The sequence below is a fragment of the uncultured Parasphingorhabdus sp. genome (assembly GCF_963677535.2).
GTDB lineage: Bacteria > Pseudomonadota > Alphaproteobacteria > Sphingomonadales > Sphingomonadaceae > Parasphingorhabdus.
In genome coordinates, this window is record NZ_CAXXUT010000003.1 from 1482369 (window position 1) to 1503867 (window position 21499).

General features: G+C 57.6%; 21 protein-coding genes. 10 read left to right on the top strand and 11 right to left on the bottom strand.

Annotation, left to right across the window (positions count from 1 at the left end; genetic code table 11):
• Positions 1-10 precede the first annotated feature (10 nt).
• The 5 genes from ACHZCJ_RS14200 to ACHZCJ_RS14220 are packed head-to-tail and all read left to right on the top strand — an operon-like array spanning position 11 to position 3647.
• Positions 11-316 carry an REDY-like protein HapK gene (locus tag ACHZCJ_RS14200; protein ID WP_321327161.1) on the top strand — a complete coding sequence of 102 codons (306 nt, stop codon included), beginning with the start codon at positions 11-13 and terminating at the stop codon, positions 314-316.
• A 2-nt stretch (positions 317-318) separates the two neighbouring features.
• The gene (locus ACHZCJ_RS14205) at positions 319-1116 is read left to right on the top strand and encodes an SDR family NAD(P)-dependent oxidoreductase (protein WP_321327162.1); all 798 of its coding nucleotides are present in this window, start codon (positions 319-321) and stop codon (positions 1114-1116) included.
• Positions 1116-1982 (top strand): polysaccharide deacetylase family protein, encoded by an 867-nt coding sequence (locus ACHZCJ_RS14210; protein WP_321327164.1) that lies wholly within the window; start codon positions 1116-1118, stop codon positions 1980-1982. Before ACHZCJ_RS14205 ends, ACHZCJ_RS14210 begins: the two co-directional genes overlap by 1 nt.
• On the top strand, positions 1979-2743 hold the full coding sequence (locus ACHZCJ_RS14215; protein ID WP_321327166.1) for an enoyl-CoA hydratase-related protein: 765 nt from the start codon (positions 1979-1981) through the stop codon (positions 2741-2743). Before ACHZCJ_RS14210 ends, ACHZCJ_RS14215 begins: the two co-directional genes overlap by 4 nt.
• A gap of 1 nt (position 2744) precedes the next feature.
• Complete coding sequence (locus ACHZCJ_RS14220; RefSeq protein ID WP_321327167.1) at positions 2745-3647, top strand: VOC family protein; 903 nt, start codon at positions 2745-2747, stop codon at positions 3645-3647.
• 5 nt (positions 3648-3652) lie between these two features.
• Here the strand turns inward: ACHZCJ_RS14220 and ACHZCJ_RS14225 are convergent, their stop codons facing one another.
• The 9 genes from ACHZCJ_RS14225 to ACHZCJ_RS14265 all read right to left on the bottom strand — a co-directional run bounded on the left by ACHZCJ_RS14225 (position 3653) and on the right by ACHZCJ_RS14265 (position 10071).
• The gene (locus tag ACHZCJ_RS14225; RefSeq protein WP_321327169.1) at positions 3653-4252 is read right to left on the bottom strand and encodes a carboxymuconolactone decarboxylase family protein; all 600 of its coding nucleotides are present in this window, start codon (positions 4250-4252) and stop codon (positions 3653-3655) included.
• 31 nt (positions 4253-4283) lie between these two features.
• Positions 4284-4586, bottom strand: a complete 303-nt coding sequence (locus ACHZCJ_RS14230) for a YciI family protein (RefSeq protein WP_159645689.1) — start codon at positions 4584-4586, stop codon at positions 4284-4286.
• Positions 4583-5389: an alpha/beta hydrolase gene (locus ACHZCJ_RS14235; protein WP_321327170.1), complete on the bottom strand. Its 807-nt coding sequence runs from the start codon at positions 5387-5389 to the stop codon at positions 4583-4585. The genes ACHZCJ_RS14230 and ACHZCJ_RS14235 overlap by 4 nt, the downstream gene beginning before the upstream one ends.
• Positions 5386-6738: an MFS transporter gene (locus ACHZCJ_RS14240; protein ID WP_321327171.1), complete on the bottom strand. Its 1353-nt coding sequence runs from the start codon at positions 6736-6738 to the stop codon at positions 5386-5388. Before ACHZCJ_RS14240 ends, ACHZCJ_RS14235 begins: the two co-directional genes overlap by 4 nt.
• Entirely contained in the window at positions 6735-7190 is a 456-nt protein-coding gene (locus ACHZCJ_RS14245) for a VOC family protein (protein WP_159645680.1), read from the bottom strand. The genes ACHZCJ_RS14240 and ACHZCJ_RS14245 overlap by 4 nt, the downstream gene beginning before the upstream one ends.
• A gap of 10 nt (positions 7191-7200) precedes the next feature.
• Positions 7201-8289 (bottom strand): NADP-dependent oxidoreductase, encoded by a 1089-nt coding sequence (locus tag ACHZCJ_RS14250; RefSeq protein ID WP_321327174.1) that lies wholly within the window; start codon positions 8287-8289, stop codon positions 7201-7203.
• Positions 8290-8763: a VOC family protein gene (locus ACHZCJ_RS14255; protein WP_321327176.1), complete on the bottom strand. Its 474-nt coding sequence runs from the start codon at positions 8761-8763 to the stop codon at positions 8290-8292.
• On the bottom strand, positions 8756-9061 hold the full coding sequence (locus ACHZCJ_RS14260) for a DUF1330 domain-containing protein (RefSeq protein WP_159645671.1): 306 nt from the start codon (positions 9059-9061) through the stop codon (positions 8756-8758). Before ACHZCJ_RS14260 ends, ACHZCJ_RS14255 begins: the two co-directional genes overlap by 8 nt.
• A 74-nt stretch (positions 9062-9135) precedes the next feature.
• Entirely contained in the window at positions 9136-10071 is a 936-nt protein-coding gene (locus tag ACHZCJ_RS14265) for an alpha/beta hydrolase (RefSeq protein WP_321327178.1), read from the bottom strand.
• A gap of 161 nt (positions 10072-10232) precedes the next feature.
• Between ACHZCJ_RS14265 and ACHZCJ_RS14270 the strand changes: the two genes are divergently transcribed.
• The 3 genes from ACHZCJ_RS14270 to ACHZCJ_RS14280 all read left to right on the top strand — a co-directional run bounded on the left by ACHZCJ_RS14270 (position 10233) and on the right by ACHZCJ_RS14280 (position 16486).
• Entirely contained in the window at positions 10233-12734 is a 2502-nt protein-coding gene (locus ACHZCJ_RS14270; protein WP_321327180.1) for a TonB-dependent receptor domain-containing protein, read from the top strand.
• 61 nt (positions 12735-12795) lie between these two features.
• Positions 12796-15240, top strand: coding sequence for a TonB-dependent receptor (locus tag ACHZCJ_RS14275; protein WP_321327182.1), 2445 nt, complete (start codon positions 12796-12798; stop codon positions 15238-15240).
• Between the two features lie 139 nt (positions 15241-15379).
• Positions 15380-16486 (top strand): nitrilase-related carbon-nitrogen hydrolase, encoded by a 1107-nt coding sequence (locus ACHZCJ_RS14280; protein WP_394700131.1) that lies wholly within the window; start codon positions 15380-15382, stop codon positions 16484-16486.
• Positions 16487-16508: 22 nt separating this feature from the next.
• On the opposite strand, the gene ACHZCJ_RS14285 is transcribed toward ACHZCJ_RS14280, so the two are convergent.
• A complete protein-coding gene (locus ACHZCJ_RS14285) occupies positions 16509-17942 on the bottom strand; it encodes an FAD-dependent oxidoreductase (RefSeq protein WP_321327186.1) in 1434 nt (477 codons plus the stop codon).
• 55 nt (positions 17943-17997) lie between these two features.
• Here ACHZCJ_RS14285 and ACHZCJ_RS14290 point away from each other — a divergent pair, with 55 nt between their 5' ends.
• Both ACHZCJ_RS14290 and ACHZCJ_RS14295 read left to right on the top strand, forming a co-directional pair.
• A complete protein-coding gene (locus ACHZCJ_RS14290) occupies positions 17998-18753 on the top strand; it encodes a hypothetical protein (RefSeq protein ID WP_321327187.1) in 756 nt (251 codons plus the stop codon).
• A 254-nt stretch (positions 18754-19007) separates the two neighbouring features.
• Positions 19008-20045, top strand: a complete 1038-nt coding sequence (locus ACHZCJ_RS14295; protein WP_321327188.1) for a pyridoxal-phosphate dependent enzyme — start codon at positions 19008-19010, stop codon at positions 20043-20045.
• An 85-nt stretch (positions 20046-20130) separates the two neighbouring features.
• Here ACHZCJ_RS14295 and ACHZCJ_RS14300 read toward each other — a convergent pair whose 3' ends face one another.
• Positions 20131-21342: a PLP-dependent aminotransferase family protein gene (locus ACHZCJ_RS14300; RefSeq protein ID WP_321327189.1), complete on the bottom strand. Its 1212-nt coding sequence runs from the start codon at positions 21340-21342 to the stop codon at positions 20131-20133.
• Positions 21343-21499: the final 157 nt, after the last annotated feature.

The following is a 21499-nucleotide window of genomic DNA, read 5'->3' on the forward strand; positions in this document are numbered from 1 at the left end:
GGAAACAAACATGCGAATCGTGGTCATTTTCAACCTGAAGGCGGGCGTCATTGCGGCCGACTATGAAAACTGGGCAAAGACCGCTGACATTCCGGGCGTGAACAAGCTTGGTTCGGTCGACGGCTTTTCGGTGCACAAGGCTACCGGCTTGTTCGGTTCGGACGAGGCTTCCCCGTACCAATATATCGAAATACTCGACATTAATGGCATGGACGAATTTGTCGCCGACATATCGACCGAAGAATTTCAGGCAATGGCTGCTCCGTTTCAGGAATTTGCCGACAACCCGCAATTCATTCTGACCGAGGATCTCTGAGCATGGGCCGCTTTGCAGGAAAGACCATTGTTGTCACCGGTTCCGGAAAACAGAAGGGGCTTGGACAGGGCATATTGCAGCGCTTTGCCGATGAGGGCGCAAATTGTGTCGTATCGGACCTGACCATTGGCGAAGAAGAACAGGCGGTGGCCGAGGAATTGCGCGGACGCGGGGCCAGTGTCGCGACGATTGCCTGCGATGTCAGCGATGCGGCGCAGTGTCAGGCGCTGGTCGATCAGACGGTCGAAGCCTTTGGCGCGGTCGATATTTTTGTCAATAATGCCGGCATCGGTTTCATGATGAAGCCGCTTCTCGACGTCGATCCGGCAGACTGGGCGACGGTGATCGGTGTGAATCTCTCCGGGGCCTTCTATTGCACGCAGGCGGCGGCCAAGGCGATGGTGAAAGCCGGCAAGGGCGGGCGCATCATCAATATCGCCAGCCAGGCGGCCAAGACCGGCTTTCCCCATCTTCCTGCCTATGTCAGTTCGAAACATGGCATGGTCGGTTTGACCCGGGCCAGCGCTCTGGAGCTTGGAACCCATGCGATAACGGTAAATGCCGTTTGCCCCAATCACGTGACCACCGGTCTGGGCGCTCAGCAGAATGAATATTTCTCCAAGCTTCTGGGGTTCAAAACGGTAGAGGATTATATTGCCAATATGAGTACGAAAAACCCGATGGGCCGTCCGGGCCTGCCGAGCGACACGGCGGCTGCCTGCGCATGGCTGGCGAGCGATGACGCTTTTTATGTGACCGGCGAGGCGATCAACGTCTCCGGCGGGGAGGAAATGCACTGATGCAGGAAGAACGCATGGACTGGCCGGATGGCGCGAAAATGGCGCTGAGCATTGTCGTCAATGTCGAGGAAGGCAGCGAGATGACCATCGCGCGCGGCGATCGCGGGATGGAACCGGTCGATGAACTGGGTATCCATATCAAGTCGCCGATCCGCAACTATGGCAACGAGAGCAATTATCTCTACGGCATCAAGGCCGGGGCGCCGCGGATTGTCAAACTGCTCCGTGACTATGAGATCATGGCAAGCTGGACAGTGGCGGCGATGAGCCTGGAAAATCATCCCGAAATCGCCCAGGCGATTGCTGATCTGGGGCACGAACCGGTCAGCCATGGCTATCGCTGGGTCCACCAGTTCAAGATGGACGAAGACAAGGAGCGCGAGTTTATCCGCAAGGCTGTCACGTCAATCGAGAAAAGTGTCGGCGTGCGCCCCTATGGCTGGCTGTCGCGCTATTTCCACACCGACAATACGCGGCGCCTGTTGATCGAGGAGGGTTTTGCCTATCATATGGATGACTATTCCGGTGATATTCCCTTCTGGGACAAGCAGACCGTACCCGCCAAGCCGCTGGCCATCGTGCCCTATCAGCTTGACAGCAATGACATGAAAATGTGGACCGATCCGGCGATGACGCCGCAGCAATGGCTGGAATATGCGAAGCATAATTTCGACCAGATCTATCGCGAGGGCGAAGCAGGCAATCCGAAGATGATGTCGCTTGGCCTGCATTTGCGGATCATCGGTCGGCCTGGCCGGATATGGGCGTTCGAGGAATTTCTCAAACATGTCCGATCGAGAAAGGATGTCTGGGTGACCAGCCGGCACCAGATTGCCCGGCATCTGGCAAAGGTGGATCCGGCATGAGCCTGCGACTGGAAAAAAACGGCAAGATTGCACATCTGCTGATCGATCGTCCGGAAAAGCGCAATGCCTTCACGCAGGATATGTGGGAACTGTTTCCCGAGCTGCTTGCGGACGCAATGGCCGACGATTCCATCCGGGTCCTGACAGTCAATGCCAGCGCCAAGAACAGCGCCTTTTGCGCTGGCGCGGATATCGGGGAATTTGGCACAGGATCGAGCGACCCAGTCTGGCGCGCCAAAAACCAGGCCGCGATCGGCAAGGTCCAGCATGATCTGGCGCAGGCGCCCAAGCCGACGATCGCGGTGATTGACGGAGACTGTATCGGTGGCGGTTGCGGCATCGCCCTGGCCTGCGATATCCGCATCGCCGGGCCGGCGGCCCGTTTTGGCATCACACCGGCGAAACTTGGCCTCGTCTACCCATTGCATGACACGAAATTGCTGGTCGACGCGGTCGGACCGTCACAGGCCAAACGGATATTGTTCACCGGGCAGATCATGTCGGCCGATGAAGCGCTGCGCATCGGGCTGATCACCCTGCTCGCGGACGAACCTTATGAAGACGCGATGGCAATGGCGAAAACCATGGCCTCGGTATCCTCGCACAGCCAGCGGATGAGCAAACAGGTCATCCGGCGCATCCTGGAAGGGCAGGCGGATGATGACGAGGCATCCCGAGCCTTGTTCAACGCCGCTTTCGATGGCGATGATTTCAAGGAAGGCGTGCGCGCGTTTCTGGAGAAGAGAAAGCCGGAATTCTGATATGACTCATGAACTGCACCACGGGGCAATACTGGGCGGGGTCGCCGTGGTTCCGGATCTGGAGGCTGCGTTGCGCGACTATCGCGATATACTCGGCATGACCCTTGTCGAACAGGGAGCGCTCTCCGCCAGTCTCGCAGCCAGCTGGGGATGCCCGAAAAGCTCCGGCGCGCCGATGGCGGTCCTGCAACCGGCCAGCGGCGCCGATTGCCATATCCGGCTGGTGGAGCAGCCGGATCATCCCGGATTCAAGCCGACGACGACCTACGGCTGGGCGGCCTATGAGCTGACGGTACAGGATGTATTCGGCTGGCCGGACCGTCTGACCGGCAGCGGTTTCGACATTGTCGGCCCGCCCAAGGAACTGGCCGGGCTGCCCTATTTCGTGCCGATGCAGGTGCTGGGGACCGGCCGGGAAATGGTCTATCTCAACGAGGTCCGTGACAATACCCCAACCTCTGATTTACCCAAAGCGCAGTCGTCCACCGATCATATCTTCATTGTCATTCTGGCCACGCCGGATCGTACCGCCACGGTGAAATGGTATTGCGAGCGGATTCGATTGACCGAGGCTGACACCTACACGCTGGCCTACAGCATGATCAATAATGCCTTTGTCCTGCCCGCCGATACTTTGTCCGACCTGACCATGGTGCAAAACGGCCGGCTGCCGATTATCGAAGTGGATGATTATCCTGAAGAAGCCACGGATCGCGGGCACCATGAGGGTATGCTGCCACCCGGCAATGCGCTGGTCAGCCTGGCGGTCAATGATCTGGACCAGCTCGCCGTCGACTGGATAACGCCGCCGCTGGCCCGCCAGGCAGCGCCTTATTGCGGGCGTCGGACAGGCACCACCACAGGGCCGGCCGGGGAATTGCTGGAACTGATTGAAATCGGCTAGCCGTATTAGGACGTCCTGCGGTGCTGCCCCGGCTGCCACTGGTCGGGAGTGAACAGCGCACTGGCCGATTCAAACGGCTTGTCCTCGAGTGCGGTGGCCAGGCTGTCGTTCCAGCGATTGAGAAAGCCGAACATGCTGATCACGGCGATAATTTCGGTCTTCTGTCGCTCGTCATAATGCGGATCGAGCGCCGCAAAATGGTCGTCGTTGGCAGCATTGGGAATTTGCCCGGCGGCAAAGGCGAGATCGAGCGCGGCGCGCTCCGCAGCGCTGAACAATTCGCTGGTCTGATATTCCCAGACGGCGGCAATCTTGTCCTTCTCGACACCCGTATCCCGCGCGCCGAGCGTTGTATGCGCCATGCAATACTGGCATCCGGCCGCCGCGCTGACCACGGCGCCAATCAGTCGCTTGAGGCCATTGTCGATCGCGCTGTCACCGTAAATTACCGACACCAGACCGCGGAATGCCGACAGCAGCTCGGGCCAGCGCGCCATGGTCATGACCGAATTGGGGACATAGCCCATCAGGTTTTCCGAAAATTTCAGCGATGCCCGCGTTTCGTCAGGAAGCTCTTCCAGTGACAGGGGTTTGATACGTGTCATTAGCGTAGGCCTTTCTCGCTAGCGAGGGATGTCACCAGATTTTTCCGCCGATCCAGTCGCCGGCTGCGGGAATGAATTCCGTGATCCGGATATCGGCCCAGATCGCGGCATCAAAATAGGGGTCGGCTTCCAGATATTTCCGTGCTTCATCTGCGTCCTGCGCCTTGACGATGAGAAGGGATCCGGTCGTGGCACCCTTCTCATCCCGAAGCGGGCCGGCGATGCAAAAATTTGCGAGCGTTGCCTCGATATGGGCGAAATGAGCATCACGGGTTTCCTGCCGTTTCTGCGCGCTGTCCGGTTTGTCGGTGCAATAGATTGCAAATATTTTCAACGGTCGGCCTCATCCAGAAATCTCACGATTTCCGCGGCTGTCTGTTCTGCCGCCTCGTCCAGTACCGCCCGCTTGATATCTAGTCGTTCGACCAGCCGGGCCGTCGGGACAAGTCCGGCCGCGCGTCGGGTTGCTTCGAGCAAGCCGGATTGCGAAGCCAAAATCAGGGAGGGGCAGGTCACGGCTGGCAAACGGTCTTCCACATCATAGGAGAAGGCAGCGTGGAAAGCGGCGTTCATACCGGTGCCGTGACGCAGCTGTTCGACAAACATCTCGAAACTGCGGTCGGGCCCCTGGCTTTCCAGACGCTTGGTCATGCCCATGTCCCAGGCCTTTTCGAGGCACGAAAGGTCAGGGGTGATATTCAGCGGCTTGCCGGCAGTGGGCAGGAATTTGGCGCGGGTTTCCGGATCGAATGCCGGGACATCGACCAGTGCCATCTTCCGGATATGGCCGACATTTTCGAGCGCCATCTCCACCGCGACCAGATTGCCGGTATGAAATCCGGTCACGTCGACCGGCGCCTCGAGCGACAGATCTTCCACGACGGCCATCATCGCCCGGGCATATTCGCCGATTGACGGTTCCGGTTTGAAGCTGTCCGATCCTCCGTGGCCCGGGAAATCCGGTGCGATCACCCGGCGATCGCGAGCGAGAAAGGGCATGATCGAACGATAGGCCAGACCGCTGAACGGCGCCGGATGCAGGCAATAGAGATCCGGCTGCGTCGGTGTCTGTTCCGGTTCCAGCATCCGCCAGTGGATCTGGCCAAACGGACCGTCGGAATAGCCTTTGATAATCATTCGGTTGAATCCTTCAGGCGCGCCATCTGTTCACGATAGAGGCGACGGGTGAGGGGCATCATCAGAAAGGGGATGATGCCGAAAATGACCGGCACTGCCGCGACAGCATAGCGGATATTGTCTTCGCCAAAAACGCTGCTCGACAACTCGCCGACAACAATCGGGCCGAGCGAACCGAACCAACTGATCGACAGATAATATATGGCGACGATCTGGCCGCGGATCTGGGCCGGCGTAATCACCAGCAGGGCGGTGACCCCGATCGCGGAGACGATACCGATGCCGACGGTGTTGATGCACAGGATGAAAAAGGCCAGTTCGGCGCTGGGCATGAACAGCGGAATTGACGCGGTCGGCACCATGATCAGGAAGCCGATATACATCAGGCGCAGGGATGCGTCCTTCACTCCCTTGTTTGTCCACCAGTCGGAAATCGTGCCCATCAGCAGCATGTTGGCCGGACCGATGATCAGTAGCGCGACACCGTTGACAAAGGCATATTTTTGCGGCGACCAGCCCCAGGTCCGCTCGAAGGTCGGGGCGAGAAAACCCTGGCTATAGGCGATGGCCGTCATGGTGCCGACCAGCAGCAGAAAACCGAGATAGAGCAGACGGTTGCGCCAGATATAGGTCAGGGCATCGGTGAATCCGCTGCCGCTGATCACGTCGGCGGATGCCACAGCCGGACGCCGCGCCGGTTCTTTCATCAACAGGAAGAACAGGGCGAAGACCAGGCCCGGCAAACCGACCAGGATCAGCGAGAAGCGCCATGGCGACAGTTCCCCGAAAAGCAGCAGCGACTGTGTGCCGCCGGAGGCCGTCCAGGCAATGATCGCACCGCTAAGCAGCGAGGCAAGCCCCGCCCCTACGGGCAGGGCAGAAGAGTAGAAAGCAATCGGCTTGCCGCGTTTCTCGGTCGGGAAGCTGTCGCCGATCATGGAGAAGGTCGCCGGACTGAGCGTCGCTTCTCCGATACCGACGCCCATGCGGGCGGCAAACAGCTGCATGAAATTCTTGGCGGTGCCGGTGGCGATGGTGGCGAGAGACCACAAGGCGACCCCGATCGACACGATCCAGATGCGCTTGCCGCGATCGATCAGCCAGCCCATGAAAATACCGACGAAGCCGTAGACGAGGGTGAAAGCGCTGAGCAGCCAGCCGATGGAACGATCGGTCAGGCCGAATTCGGCCTTGATCGGTTCGATCAGCAATCCGAGAATATAGCGGTCAACAAAGCTGAAAATATAGGCGATGGTCAGCATGACCACGAGAAACCAGCCGGCGGCCGCGCTGGGATAGGGTTTGCGCGGCGGAGACGCCATTGCATCCGCCGCCGCGTCACCGCTCACGATTGGGCATCCGGAATCTGGTAGATAACCACAAGATTGTCATCGAAATCGACAATACCGATCTCGCGCCCGATCCGGCCGTCATGCGTTTGCAACCGGCCTTCTTCATATACTTTCAGACCCAGGGCAGCGCTGGCGGCCATGACCTTGTCGGGGTCGGCAACATCGAGGACGATCGCGCTCCGGCGGGGATGGGGGACCGGCGCCAGCGGAACATTCTTGATTTCCGAAAGCGCCATCACCCTCGGCTGGCCGGGCAGCGAAAGAATAGCAAAACCCAGTTCCGCACCGTCGGCAATCTCGAATACCGGGATGGAATAGCTGTCCGGATTGTGGCCCTTGCGGAAGGTGACTTCAAAATCGAGTATATCGCGATAGAAAGTCAGCGCTTTATCAATATCTTCAACAACAAAATTGGCGCGTTGAAAGCGCACTGACTGTTTGGTCGTCATAATATTATCCTTAGTTCCATTCCGCCGGTTCACCACGAACCGAGCAACATTGCACGCCGACATTGCGGCCATAATAGAGATTCGCCAGCGCGCGTGGCATATTCTGGAAACCGTCCTCGATATCCTGCACGGGTTTCAGCTTTCCATCCTGTATCCAGCCGGCCAGATCATCCATCACTTTCTCCCAGTTCTGGAGATGATTGTAGACGAAAAAGCCCTGCATCCGGGATTCAGTGGCGCGCAATCTTGTGTAGTTGGGCAGCGAAAAAGGCTCCTTGCGGGTATATTCGCTGATCGATCCGCAGAGGACGATGCGGCTGTGCATCCGCAGCCGTTCAAGGCAGGCCGCGAGAGTCTCTCCGCCGACATTGTCAAAATAGAGGTCCATGCCCTCGGGCAGCAGTTCATCGAGGCGCTGTTCGATATTCTCCGCCTTATAGTCGATCGCATGCGAACAGCCGTGTTCAAGGATGAAGGCGCATTTGTCTGGCCCACCAGCCATGCCGACGACTTCGCAGCCCGCGACATTGGCCGCCATCTGGCTGACCATAGATCCGACGCCACCGGCTGCTCCGGAAAGTACCATCCGGTCACCCTCTCGCGGATCGCCGCAGGCGAACAGGCCGGCATGGGCAGAGAGGCCGGTCATGCCGAGAACGCCGGAGCCGAGCGCAGCGGGCAGGCCGTTGTTCGGCATCGCGAAGAATTTCTCCTGTGCCGTCATTTTCGAAGTCTTGTAGGTCTGCCAGCCGATCTGGCCCTGAACCATATCGCCTTCGCGCCAGTCGGGATGGCGCGACTTCACAACCTGTGCCACGCCCCGGCCGTGGATCACGTCGCCCGGTTCGAGAACCCGCTCGCCGGCGGCGCCGGTTCCCTGCATATAGAAACGCATGACCGGTGCGAGGCCGAGATAATGCGTTTTCAGCAGAACCTCTCCCTCGGCCGGTTCGGGAATGTCGGTAACTGTCCATTCGAAATCGGATGGCACCACATTGCCGACCGGTCGTGAAGCGACGCGCCACTGATAGTTGGCGCTGTCGTCAATCCGCTTGTCGGCAGCCAGCTGATCGAAAGCGTCCATACCGCCTGCGGTCACTTAATCGTGCACCTTTACGATCTGGTTCACCTCGAAGAAATAGCCGTCAAGATCCCAGAAGGAACAGCCGATCATATCTTTCTTCTTGCCGTCAGCGCCGGTGACGGTCCACTCGCGCGGTTCGCAGTGAATCAGCGATCCAAGCTCGCGCGCTCTTTCCAGGGCGCCTTTCGCGTCTTCCGAAGCAACCACAAAGACAGGGGTTCCGAACTTGATCTCGGTGGGCAATTCATCCGGCGCATCCATTTTCGGATCCAGCCATTCCAGCAGGCCGATCATTCCGACCAGATCGTCCTGACATTTGAGAATGATCAGCCGGGTCTGGTCGCCTTTTTTGCCGGCGGCCAGTTGCGTACCCGACAGGGTGAACGGCGTGTCCATCCATTTGGTCATGCCGAGCACGGTTTCATACCAGTGCGATGCACGGTCGCCATCGCGGACCATCAGGGTAGTACGTTTTATAATATCAGTCATTGATTTTCGGGCTTTCGATTAAAAGAACTTGGACATCCGCGATGTCTTCGCGGAGTTTTTTGGCTTCTGCATATTCGGGGCTGTTCCAGAACGCGATTGCGGCGTCTTTGTCTGGCCATTCGGAAATCACCATGGACGCGCCGTCGCCAAAGTCACCCTCGAGCAACTGGGCGCCGGGGCCGCGCAGCACATATTTTCCGCCGAATTTTTCAACCAGCGCGCCGGCGGCGGCGCCATAGCCGGAGATGAACGCGTCCCGGTCCTTAATCTTGGCCGTTACGATCATATAGGCTGGCATGAACGATTCTCCTCAAAGTTGTCCGGACAAATTACCGATGCGCTGTCACAATGCAATCGCTATTTGTGACTATTTTATTTTGAGCCGTCGTCCAGAAACCCGCGGACCGCGTCAGCCAATGCCTCCGTGTGCAGGTCAAAACCGCCCAGAGTGATTTCCGGAAAATCGACCAGCTCCGCTCTTCTGAGATATTTTTGCGCCGCTTCGGTTTCTTCCTTGAGGCTGCCCGCATTGGTCATCAGCAAAACCGGCTGGGTAATTTTGACGAGCTGCTTGTCCGATTCATAGGTGAACACGGCATGATAGGCTTTCCAGCAATCCGGATAGCATTGGACAGCATCATTGAAATGCTCTTGTCCGCGTGCGAGCGAGAGACCGACGCTGGTCGCTCCGGTAGAGAATTTCCATTTTTCAATCAGATGCGAGCCATCTTGGGCGATCTCGTCCGGTTTGGCATTGCGGTCATAAGCTGCCTTTCGTCTGTCACCGGTAAAGAAGGGCAGTCCGGGAAGGACAATCCGGCGCACCAGTTGCGGGCGGATCAAGGCAAGTTCGGCTGCTATCAGGCTGCCTGTATGATAGCCCAGAACGTCGATTTGGAGATCGTCTCCGGGGCGGAAGCCAAGGCTATCCAGCACTGCGGCAGCGGACTCGGCGTAATCGCGAATCGTCGGCAGGGAGTCCGGTGCATCCGAATCGCCATAGCCGGGCGTGTCGATGGCGATCACCTGGCGGTCGTTGCTCATATTCTTCATGAATGCAGTAAAATAGTCACCGGAATAAGGCGTCGGATGAAACAGCACGAGAGGCGTTCGTGCGCTCTCGCCTGCCGGATTCGCAACCCGGATATGGACCTGGCCAAAGGGACCCTGGACAAATTTCCGCTCGATTTCGATGACGGGGACAGTGGCGGTGCGAGAAGCCTGGCCGTTCGGATTTGCTGCTGACTGGGCTGTCGATGAAAAGCAGAAAGCCAGCATAATCGCGGCATAGCGAGGAAATCCATTCATATAAATCACCCTTATCTAGTTCCGGTTCGTGATATTTTTGCGACACTATCTGGCACGAATTTTCGGAATGTCAAAATTTGTCTGGACAAATTTCCCGAGCACTGGGATTTAGCAATTGGGAGATTTAGCGTGCGATCCGTTCGCCAAGGGAGATTGTTTTTATGAAGACCGTGCTGAAAATTTCATTGCTGGCTGCCACCACTCTGGCTGGAACCCCTCTATATGCCCAGAGCCAGGCGGATGCCGGATATGAAGCTGCTGCTGACGAAAATGTCATCATCGTCACTGCCCGCAAGAAAGAGGAAACATTGCTGGATGCACCGCTGGCTGTTTCCGTGGTCGGCGAACAGGAGCTCGACCAGGCCGGTTTTACAGACATTACCGAAATTACCAAAGTGACGCCGGGCGCGTTTGTCGAGGCCGGCGGCCAGAATACCAATGGCTTTGCCCGGATTAACAGCACGCCGCGCTTTCGCGGCATTTCTGTCTTGAGCGGCAATCCGCTGCAGCAAACGGCAAGTGTCTTCCTCGACGGTGTCTATCTCAGCGGCGGGGTGGAAACCATCGGCGTCAACGAACTGCAGCGAGTAGAAGTCATCAAGGGACCGCAGTCCGCGCTCTTCGGTCGTAATACATTTGCCGGTGCGATCAATTATGTCACCAAGGACCCCAGCAAGGAATTCCGCGTCGATCTTAACGCGACCGCCGCTACCCGTGATGAGTATAGCATCGCCGCTGGTGTCGAAGGTCCGATCATGGATGGCCTGTCTTTCCGCGTGGGCGGCAGCTACAGCGACAAGCAGGGCCATTATGACAATGTGGCTGTGGCCGGACAACGGCTGGGCGACGAGCAGCAATGGTCGATAAACGGCACTCTCCTGATCGAGCCGAGCGATCGCTTTCGTTTGAAACTGCGCGCTTCTTATCAGGAAATCGACGACGGACCGGCGGCTGCTGTGGCCTCTTATGGTACCGCCTATCATAATTATGGCGGCTTTCTGCTCAATCCCGATGGAACGGTTGACCTGAATGACAGTGTCCAGCCGGCGCCGCTGGACGGCACCCGTACGGAATCGGTATATCGCGGCCAGATCAGAATGCCCACGGCAGCCGAAATCGGGCTCAACTCGTCCTTTGCCGATATTCAGGCATTCCGCGGTTTCCTGAACGATGCCCGTTACGATCCGACCGATGCCATTTTCGACTTCAAATATAATCCGACCAATGTCGACGAGTTCGGACTGAATCTGGACGCATTGCGCCTGAGCGCCGCCGGTAGTGTCGATCTCACCGACAATATCGAGTTCAGTTTCCTTGGCGGGTATAACAAGGAAAATTTCGGCTTTTTCGCCGATTTTGATACGTCACCCGATGCATCCTTCACCGGATTTACCGCCCGCGAGACCGAAGATTATACCATCGAAGGCCGGCTTTCCGGCTCGTTCCTCGATGACAGTCTGAATATCTCCGCCGGTGCCAGCTATGTGGACATCGATATTGCGGAACTGGGCGGCGTGGCGAATTTCTTTGCCTTCCCGATTTTCTTCGACGATATTTTCCGTTCCACGCCGTTCACGTCCGGCGCAAAGACGCTCGGTATTTTCGGGTCGATAGACTATGAATTTAACGATCAGTTCTCGATCACGCTCGAAGGGCGCTATCAGGAAGATGAAATCCGTGCTGGCGACGTCAACGCAGGTCTCGCCACCCCGATTTCCCCCGCAAAAATAACGGCCTTTTTGCCGCGAGCAACTTTGCGCTACCAGCCGACGAACTACACCACATTGTACGCCACCTACAGCCGAGGCAATCTGCCTGGTGGCTTCAACCCTGAAGTGGCAGAACTGGATGCGGCGCAACTTGCCGAACTGACATCCAAGGCTCCCGGTGCCAGCCCTGTTTTTGGTGAAGAGAAGCTCACCAACTATGAGATCGGCTGGAAGCAGCAGCATCCCGATGGTATTTTCGCATTCAACATGGCGGCATTCTACATGCAGCGGAGCGACGAAATCTATACGTCTATCGTGACGATTACCGACACGCTTCCCAATGCACCCAATCCGCTGAGAACGGTCAATTTCGTCTCGAATGGCGCTACCAGCGATATTTACGGGATCGAGTTTGATGCCGCCCTGAACATCAGCGAGAATTTCTCGATGCAGGGTTCATTTGCCTATATCCATTCAACCATCGCATCCTTCCCGGAAATTGGCGGCACGGGCGACTTTGGCGATATCTTTGGCCCGGCGGCCGATGTTGCAGGTCAGGAAGCTCCACGCTTTCCGCCTATAACGATATCGCTCGGCACGACCTATGAGGATAATATCGACGCATTTGGCGATATGTTCGACCGCTGGTTCTTCCGCACCGACCTCTTCTTTACCGGTGAATATTATGTGAGCAACGCGAACGTGGCGCGGGTCCAGCCGGCCACCGATGTCAATCTGCGGCTTGGCCTGCGGGGTGAAAGCTATGGCCTCGAATTGTTCGCTACCAATCTGTTCAACGAAACAGCACCGACAACGGCGCAGAATTTTGCCGATACCAGCTTTGGTACACGCACGCTGCCCGGTGGTTTCTTTGATTTCAGCCGGGAAGGGTCACGTGTCGGCCTGCGCGACAAGCGGCAGTTCGGCATCCGTCTGAGCGCGACATTCAAATAGGGCAAATCGATCAGGGTGAAAAATCCGGTTTTATGCCCGCCGGAAACAGGGAGACCATATAATGAAACGTTCCATAATCAGCTGCCTGATGACAGCTTCGGCATTCATACCTGCCGCGGCCTTTGCCCAGGCAGCGCCTGCTGCGGGTGCCGAAGACCCGAATACCATCATTGTGACGGCCCGCAAGGTTTCTGAAAATCTGCAGGAAGTCCCGACCGCGGTTGCTGTCGTGACCTCGGAATCGATTGACAGGCTTGCGCTCAACAATGTTGCCGATATTTCGAAAACCACCGCCGGCCTGACGTTTGACGACAGCCTTGGCCGCGACGCCAACCGCCCGGTCATTCGTGGCCAGGCGAATGTTCTCGGCACGTCGGGTGTCGCGATCTTTATCGACGGCATCTATTTCAGCGGTTCGGTCGGCGACTATGATGTCGACAACATCGAGCGGATCGAAGTTGTCAAGGGCCCGCAGAGCGCGCTTTACGGACGGAATACCTATGCCGGCGCGATCAATATCATTTCGAAAACCTCGGCCGACCGTCTGACCGGGAGCGTGTCGGTCGATATCTCCGAGCATGACCGTTACGATGTGACGGCCAATATCCGCGGTCCCGTGACCGATTCAATCACCGCATTTGCCTCCGGTCGTTATTTCACCAATGATGGCGAATATACGAACCAGTATGACGGAAGCAATATCGGCGAGCAGAAGTCCTATTCCTTTTCCGGCGGCTTTGCTTTTGACGACGGGGGGCCGTTTACCGCTCAGTTCCGTACATATTATAATCGCACAGAAGACGGCCAGCCGGCGATTTTCTCGACCAGCGCCAGCGACAATAATTGCTATTTCGATAACGGAAGCTTTTATGGCGGCGGTGGGCGCTATTTCTGCGGCACGATCAAGCCGGCCGAAATCAACACCGACTATACGCGACAGTTTGCCAATAATGGCGAAGATGTCGGTCTCGATGTCAAAACGTTCAACGCCAGTCTGAAAATGGAATATGAACTGTCGGATCAACTGACGCTGACCTCGCTGACCGGGTACAACAAGGTCAACGACAGTCTGGTTACCGACGGTGACTATAGCCCGGGCAGCTTCCAGGCTTCGACCTTTGCCACATTCGCCGCCGGCCCTGGTGTTCTCGGCATTGTGAACGGGGGGCCGACCGACTTCTCGTTCGCCAGTGCAGGCGACACCGAAGACTGGTCGCAGGAACTGCGTCTCGCCTATGACGGCGATCGCTTCGATATCATGGTTGGTGGCTATTATTTCGACCAGTCGCAGGACAGCAGGGATATCCGCGAGCTGCCGGACAATGCCAACGCGCTGGCTCTGGCCAATTCGCAGGCGCGCCAGGCGGAACTTTGCTCCCCTGCTGAGGGCTGTTTCTTCAGCTTCCTGACCGATCCGGCCGGGGCTGGCGTTGTTGTGGTGCCGCGTAACCAGAATAATTACGACATTCGCAACTGGGCATTATTCGGTGCGGCCAGCTTCGATCTCAGCGAGACCCTGACATTGAGTGTGGAAGGGCGCTATGCCGAAGAGAAGGTCGAACAGACGACCATCGCCCGCAATGCCGGTGATCCGCCGGCTACCCCGGTAAGCGTCGGAACCACCTTCAAGAAATTCTCGCCGCGCGTTCTGCTTGGCTGGCAGGCGACACCGGACAATCTGCTTTATGCCTCTTTCGCACAGGGCCAGAAACCCGGTGGCTTCAACGGCGTGACCGCGATTCAAGCCGGCGTTCCGTCTTATGAAGCAGAGGATGTCGACGCGTTTGAAATCGGCTCGAAGAACCAGTTTCTCAACCGCGCGCTGACGGTCAATTTCGCGGCCTTTCACAACACGATCAGCGGCTATCAGCTGACCCAGAATGTCCAGTCGCCGACCAGCGTTGTTTCCGCAGTGGTCAATGCGGGCAAGGCACGGGTTATCGGCATGGAACTGGAAGTCGTGGCCCGGCCCAGCGACAATCTGACATTCACCGCCAATTACGCGCTGGCGGACAGCAAGTTCAAGTCCGGCTTTGACGAGAACCAGGGCGTGTTGAATGACGTGCTGGATGACGGATTGGTCAATTGCTCCACCGGAGACGAGTTCCCGGACGAAGCCGGTTGCCAGTCTTTGTTCGGTTCTATCGAGGGCAAGAAAATCCCGCGCGCGCCGGTCCATCAGATTTTCGCTGACATCGACTATCGGATGCCGATAGGAGCGGGTGACTGGACTTTCTTCACCGGCGCCAATGTCAGCGTGGTTTCTTCCAGCTTTGCCCAGGTTCATAATCTGGCAAAGACCGGCGGATCCGCCGTTGCCGACTTCCGCATCGGTGTCGAGAACGAGAATTTCAAGATTCAGGGCTATGTCAAAAACCTGACCGACGAGGATGCCGTGGCGCAGATCTTGCGCTACGCCGACGGCAATGATTCCTTCAAGCGGAATTTCACCGCCGGCCTGCGGCCCGGTCGCCGTTTCGGTGTGGTATTTTCGGCCAAATATTAGATCTGGATAATGCGCCAGAAATGAACGTTAGAATCAGAGGTTCCGGGATTTCCGGAGCCTCTTTTTTTGCGCCTGCAGAATACCGGAACCTGGCTGTCGGGAGCATCTGCACAAAAAATTATAGGAGACGGAAATGAATATGAGACAGATGATGATGGCGCTGGCCGTGCCGGTATCGCTGGCCGCTTCGGCCGGATTTGCAGACCGGGTGGACGCCGCTGAACCGCTGCTGGTGCAGCCGGACGGCAGCTATCCGACGGTGCCGCTGGCGAAAGACAAGGTCGTGGTGAAAGTGCTCCAGACAACCGTCGACTCGCTGTCCGATTTCCCGACGGTAGCCGACGGGCTCGAACATAATCTGGCGCATATGGAAGCGATCGCCAAAAAGGCCTGCTCGACCGGCAAAAAGCCCGACTTCCTGCTCTATCACGAATTCCCGCTGACCGGCTATTCCGCCGGCAGCCGCACCGACAAGCTGAAATATACCGTGAAGGTTCCGGGACCGGAAACCGAGCGGCTGGGCAAGATCGCCAGGTATTGCGATACCTATCTGATCTTCGGCACCTATGCGACCGACGACGACTGGCCGGGCCATATATTGAGCATAAACGCGGTGATCGGACGCGACGGGAAGCTTGTGAAAGCATTCTGGAAATCACGCAATATCAAGCGCATCTATCCGGATCGCGAGATTACCACGACCACGATCGAAGCGGTGCGCGACAAATATCGGGCGCTATACGGACCGGAAGAGGAATTCCCCGTGCTGCAAACCGAATATGGCAATATCGCGGTCAGCACGGTGCAGATGGACCCGTTCATCTTTGCCGCCTTTGCGATGCGCGGCACCGAGATCATGATCCGTACGGCCACTCTGTTCGCTGAGGACGATGTTCTTGCGATGGCGCGGATCAACAATTTCTATTCGACCATGACGAATATCGCATTCCCGTCCACCGACCAGTATCGCGCCGGTGAGTCGATCATCGTCGATCCCAAGGGCAATATTCTCGCCAAGGATCCGAGTCTCGACGAGGACGGGGTCATCGAAGCCGAAATTCCGATCGCGGCATTTCGCAAAGGGCGGAAAATCCCCAATTACGCGCTGGATATGGTGCAGCCTGTCTTCCGGCAATATGTACAGGAATTCCCCCTGAACCACATGGATTTGCCGCGGGAAAAACTGCCCGAAACCGGACCGGAGATGAAGGCGATGATGGAAGGCGTCAGTCGCTGGACGGAATAGGGCGGGCGAACGCGCTGTTGCCTTACGATAATCCGGCGAGCGCCCGCAGTGCGGCGCGTTCGCCGCTTTCCAGAGCCCCTTCCATGCCCGATGCTACACGCGCCATATGCTCGCCGGCAAGGTGGATGCGGTCCCCTTGAAACGCGACTGTTTCCGCAAGAGCAGCACCCTGGCCGGTTCCTATATGGTGATAGACGCCCCGGGCAAATCGGTTATGCTGCCAGCTGACGAAGCGGAGAAATTTCAGTTTGCCCGTCGCGGACGGACGCGCGTTTTCGATTTTGGCGATCATCGCAGCGCCGACCGTTTCCGGATCCATCGCGTCAACAAGATCGGCGCCTGACCCGTTGGTCCAGACCTTCAACATCGGCGGGTCTTCCCCCAGTACGAACACCCGGCCCAATATCGGATCATCGCTCCAGATGGTCTCGGGCAATCCGTCCTGTTTCCAGAAAGGGGTGTCGGCGAGCAGATAAGCGAAGCTGGCGCGGGTATAGGCGAGCTGCGCGATACTGTTCTGAACGGCGGTCGGCAGCGGGGCATTGATCCGGATCGTACGCAGCACCGAAAAGGGTATCGTGCTGATTGCCTGGCGCGCGCCAAATTTGCGACCATCGGCCAGCGTCACTTCCACGCCATTGCCATCTCCGGCGATCGCAACGACGTTGCTGTCGAGGATGATGTCGCTGCGGAGCGCGCTGGTCATCGCATCGGTCATCCGCTGCGACCCGCCCCGGACATAGCGGGTTTTTCCAACGCCGCCTGCCCGGAATAACGCCAGGCTGCGCGCCATATGGAGCGTGGACTGCTCGTCAAGACTGTTGCCGTTCAAGTTCGCCCCAATCAGTCGCAACGCTTCGGCAGATGCGCCCTGCGCCACCAGATAATTGCGTAAACTGATGTCCAGCTTCAGGGCCGCTGCTGTCATCCAGTCTCCTGTATTTTCAAATCCGGGCAGAGCCGCCAGATAGGAGAAAAGGAGGCTGTCGGGATGGATCGACTTTTCGGTTGCAGCCAGATTATTCGCGGGCGACACGGGCCAGTCGGCGGCGGTCAAGCTTTGACCGCCGATATTATACAGCGACCCGCGCGGAGAAGGGGGCGGGACATAACGTTCGACGCCCAGTCGGTCAGCGATAGCATGGAAGCGGTCATAGCCGGCACCAACCTGAATGCCGCCGGCATCCGGCCGTCCGGGCAAGTCATCCAATGTATGCAGCCGCCCGCCGGTCCGGTTGTTCGCTTCGAGAAGGATGGCCTTATATCCGGCATTTTCGATCAAATGGGCGGCGTGCAGCCCCGCAAGGCCGGCGCCGATGATGATGACGTCGGCGGTCGTTGTGGTCCACGAACCGCGGGGCGCGGCGCATGAGATGAGCGACGCGCTCAGGCCGCCGACAAAGGCGCGGCGGGTCATGGCGAATCGATGTTCGGTTTCCATAGCGGGAATTGACAATATCAGCCTCCGCAGGGCAAGGATAATTTGTCCGGACAAAAAAGGAAAAGCTTGAATGTATCGATTACTGATAATGATGTGGATGGTCCTGATCTGGTCACCGGTTGACCTGCAGGCGCAAAGCGATTTGTCCGGCAGCGGGATATTGGCGCTGGCACGGGAAGCCGCGGGCGGAGATGGCTGGGCCAATGTGAAAAGCCTGAGCCTTTCAGGTCGTGCGATATTCTATGGTCCCGAGGGGCATGAACCCCGCTCGATCGCCGACGATTACCGGATGTGGCGGGTGTTTGATCCCGATCGGACGATTTCCCATGGTGCCGATGGCAAGGTGCGGATCATCGCCAGATCGGGCGCGAAGACACTGTTCGAGGTCGGCTTTGACGGGCAGACGACCTGGACCGAGCGGGGCATCGTTCCGAAGGCAGAGGCGGATAAATTCTGGGCGAGCAATTTCGGCTTCGGGATCATCCGTCAGGCCGGAAAGCCCGGCTTCACGGCAACCCGACTGGCCGATGATGCGATCGCGGGCCACGCGCTCTACATGGTTCAACTCACCGATCCCGAAGGAGGCGAGACATTGTTCGGTATCGACCAGCAAAGCCACGCCATCCGCATGATGGGATTCCGCACACCCAAGGGCTGGCACCACCGGACCTATGATGATTTCGTCACTCTGGAAAATCCCCGCTGGCTGCAGGCTCGGCATGTCACGCTTTATTATGACGGACGCAAGTCGAACGAGGTGTTCTGGACGGATACGCGGGTCAATGGCGAAATCGATGCCGGACTGTTCGAACCTCCGGCAGAATAGCCTGAGAACGGTCCGTGCCGGCCCCGGGATCGGATCCGTCTCCGGCACGGGCGCGCTGTGTCTTCATCCCGCGCAGCGCAGATATCCGGTTACCAAGGCTGATGAGCAACCATGGTCAATTCCATCAAAAAATTTGAATAATATCGATTTTACTAAAATAATATCCCGGTCTTGTACGAAAAACAGCCACTTTTTATAATGATACCGCGAAAGCCAGCGCCGATATTAGCCGCTCAACCTTGAGGGAGATATTTGTGCTGGATCAAGTCGGGCGTCAGACAGAAGACAGGTTTTGTGCGTTAAGGGGCCTCATCGGCCATACGCCATTGGCTCGGATAGACGTTCGTGTCGAAGATCGTGACATAACGGTTTATGCTAAAGCGGAAATGTATAATTTCTCCGGCAGTATCAAGGACCGGATGGCACTGAATATATTGGAGAAGGCGACGCTGAGCGGTGCCCTGAAGCCCGGGCAGCGCATCGCCGAGGCAACCAGCGGCAATGCCGGTATTGCCCTGGCCGCCATCGGGGCCGCGCTGGGCCATCCCGTGACAATCTTCATGCCCGACTGGATGAGCGTGGAACGGCGTGCCATTCTGACCAGTCACGGCGTCGATCTGGTCCTTGTGTCCAAGGAACAGGGCGGCTTTCTCGGCTCGATCGAGATGGCTGAAGAACTGGGGCGCAGGGAAGGGGCTTTCCTGCCGCGCCAGTTCTCGAATGAAGACAATTGCGATGCACACTATGCAGCCACTGCCCCCGAACTTTGGACGCAGCTTGCGAGCGATGGCGCGTGTCTGGGCGGTTTTGTGGCAGGGGTGGGAACCGGCGGAACGGTCATGGGAGTCGGCCGCTATCTGAAGGAGCAGGACGCCAGTATTTCCGTGCATCCGGTCGAGCCGACCGAATCCCCGACATTGTCGACCGGCTATAAAGTCGGACATCACCGGATCCAGGGCGTGTCGGATGAATTCATCCCGGAAATTATCAAGCTGGACGATCTCGATCCGGTGGTTGCCATATGCGACGGTGATGCCATTCTCATGGCCCGGAAATTGAGCCGCGTGCTCGGTTTCGGAGTTGGTATATCCAGTGGATGCAATCTTCTGGCGGCGATCAAGGTCGCGCTGCAGCAACAACCGGACGCCACCGGCAAAAGCCGCGCTGTGGCCACGGTATTTGCCGATAATAATGCCAAATATCTCTCGACCGATCTGTCAAAAGCCGAGCCTTGCCGTGACGGATATCTAACCCCGCACGTCGAGCTGATAAATTTGACTACGATTAGATAGGCGGTCGGTCGGCGGGGTCAGGTTGCCGGTGCGCCGGTCGGTCTCCCGGCCACCTCGTTCACGCCCTGATTGGTATAGCGCTGTTTCAGGATGCAAGCGCCTGTCGGATCACTCTGCCCAGTCGCGCAATCCCCTGTTCGATATTTTCTTCGGAACTGTTGGAGAAACTCAGCCTCAGGCTGTTCGCGCCCGATCGGTCAGCGAAGAAGGCGCTGCCCGGAATGAAGGCGACCTTCTCTGATTTGAGCGAATCTGCCAAGAGGCCCACGCTATCCATAAAGTCTGGCAGGGTCAGCCAGATGAACATGCCACCTTCTGGCCGGGTCCAGTTGATACCGGCCGGCATTTCCCGGGACAGGGCTTGCAGCATGCTATCGCGCCGCTGGCGATAGACGGGCCGGATCTTTTCGATTTGCTTGTCGAAAGCTCTGGTTGCAACATCCGCCACCGCCATCTGGTTGACGACACCGGAATGCAGATCTGATGCCTGTTTCATCAACACAAGGCGTGAGATCACGGATTTTGCGCCGCATACCCAGCCGACCCGCAATCCCGGCGAGAGTGTCTTGGAAAAGCTGCCGCAATAGAGCGTTCGGGTGGCTTCGATGCTGCCTTCGCGTTCTATGTCCAGCGCGAGGATCGGCGGGATGACTTCGCCATCATAGCGTAGCGACTGATAGGCCGCGTCCTCGATGATGGCGATATCCAGATCACGGGCCAGATTGAGCAGCCGTACTCTTTCCTTGCTGTCGATGCTTTCGCCAGTCGGGTTGCAAAATTCGGAGGACAGATAAGCGAATTTCACGCGGCCGCCACTGGCTGCCTGCCGGTAGCTTTCTGCCGGGCGCAAGGCACCGGTTTCGAGGCGGTCATAGACTGGCTCATAGGCGTTGAAAGCGCTCAACGCGCCGAGATAGGTCGGCCACTGGACCAGCGCGGTGTCACCGGGCGACAGTAACAGCTTGCCGAGATAATCAAGGGCTTGCTGGGAGCCGGAGGTGATGATGATATTGCCGCTATCGCAAGGAATCCCCAGCTTTGCCATCTCCCCGACGATCCATTGCCGCAAGGGAAGATGCCCCTCGCTTGTCGCATATTGCAAGGCGGCCGAGGCATTTTCGCCTTCGCACAAAGCGGCAAAGGCCTGCTGGAATTCTGTCACCGGAAATAATGCGTCATCCGGAATGCCGCCTGCAAAGGAGATGACACCCGGCTGCCCTATCAGCTTCAGCAATTCCCGTATCTCGGAGGCCTTGAGCCGCGATGCGCGCGTTGCCAGAATATTTTCCCAATGCATAGGTCGCCGCTCTCATGATCTTTGAAATATCATTTTGTCCGGACAAATGCCTCGCGCAATTTCCGTCTCAATGCAATCGCATTTCCGCTTCCGGCAGTTATGGTGCACGAAAAAGTTCGCCGTCCATCAAATCCATGATTGGCCGGGCTCGGGCGAA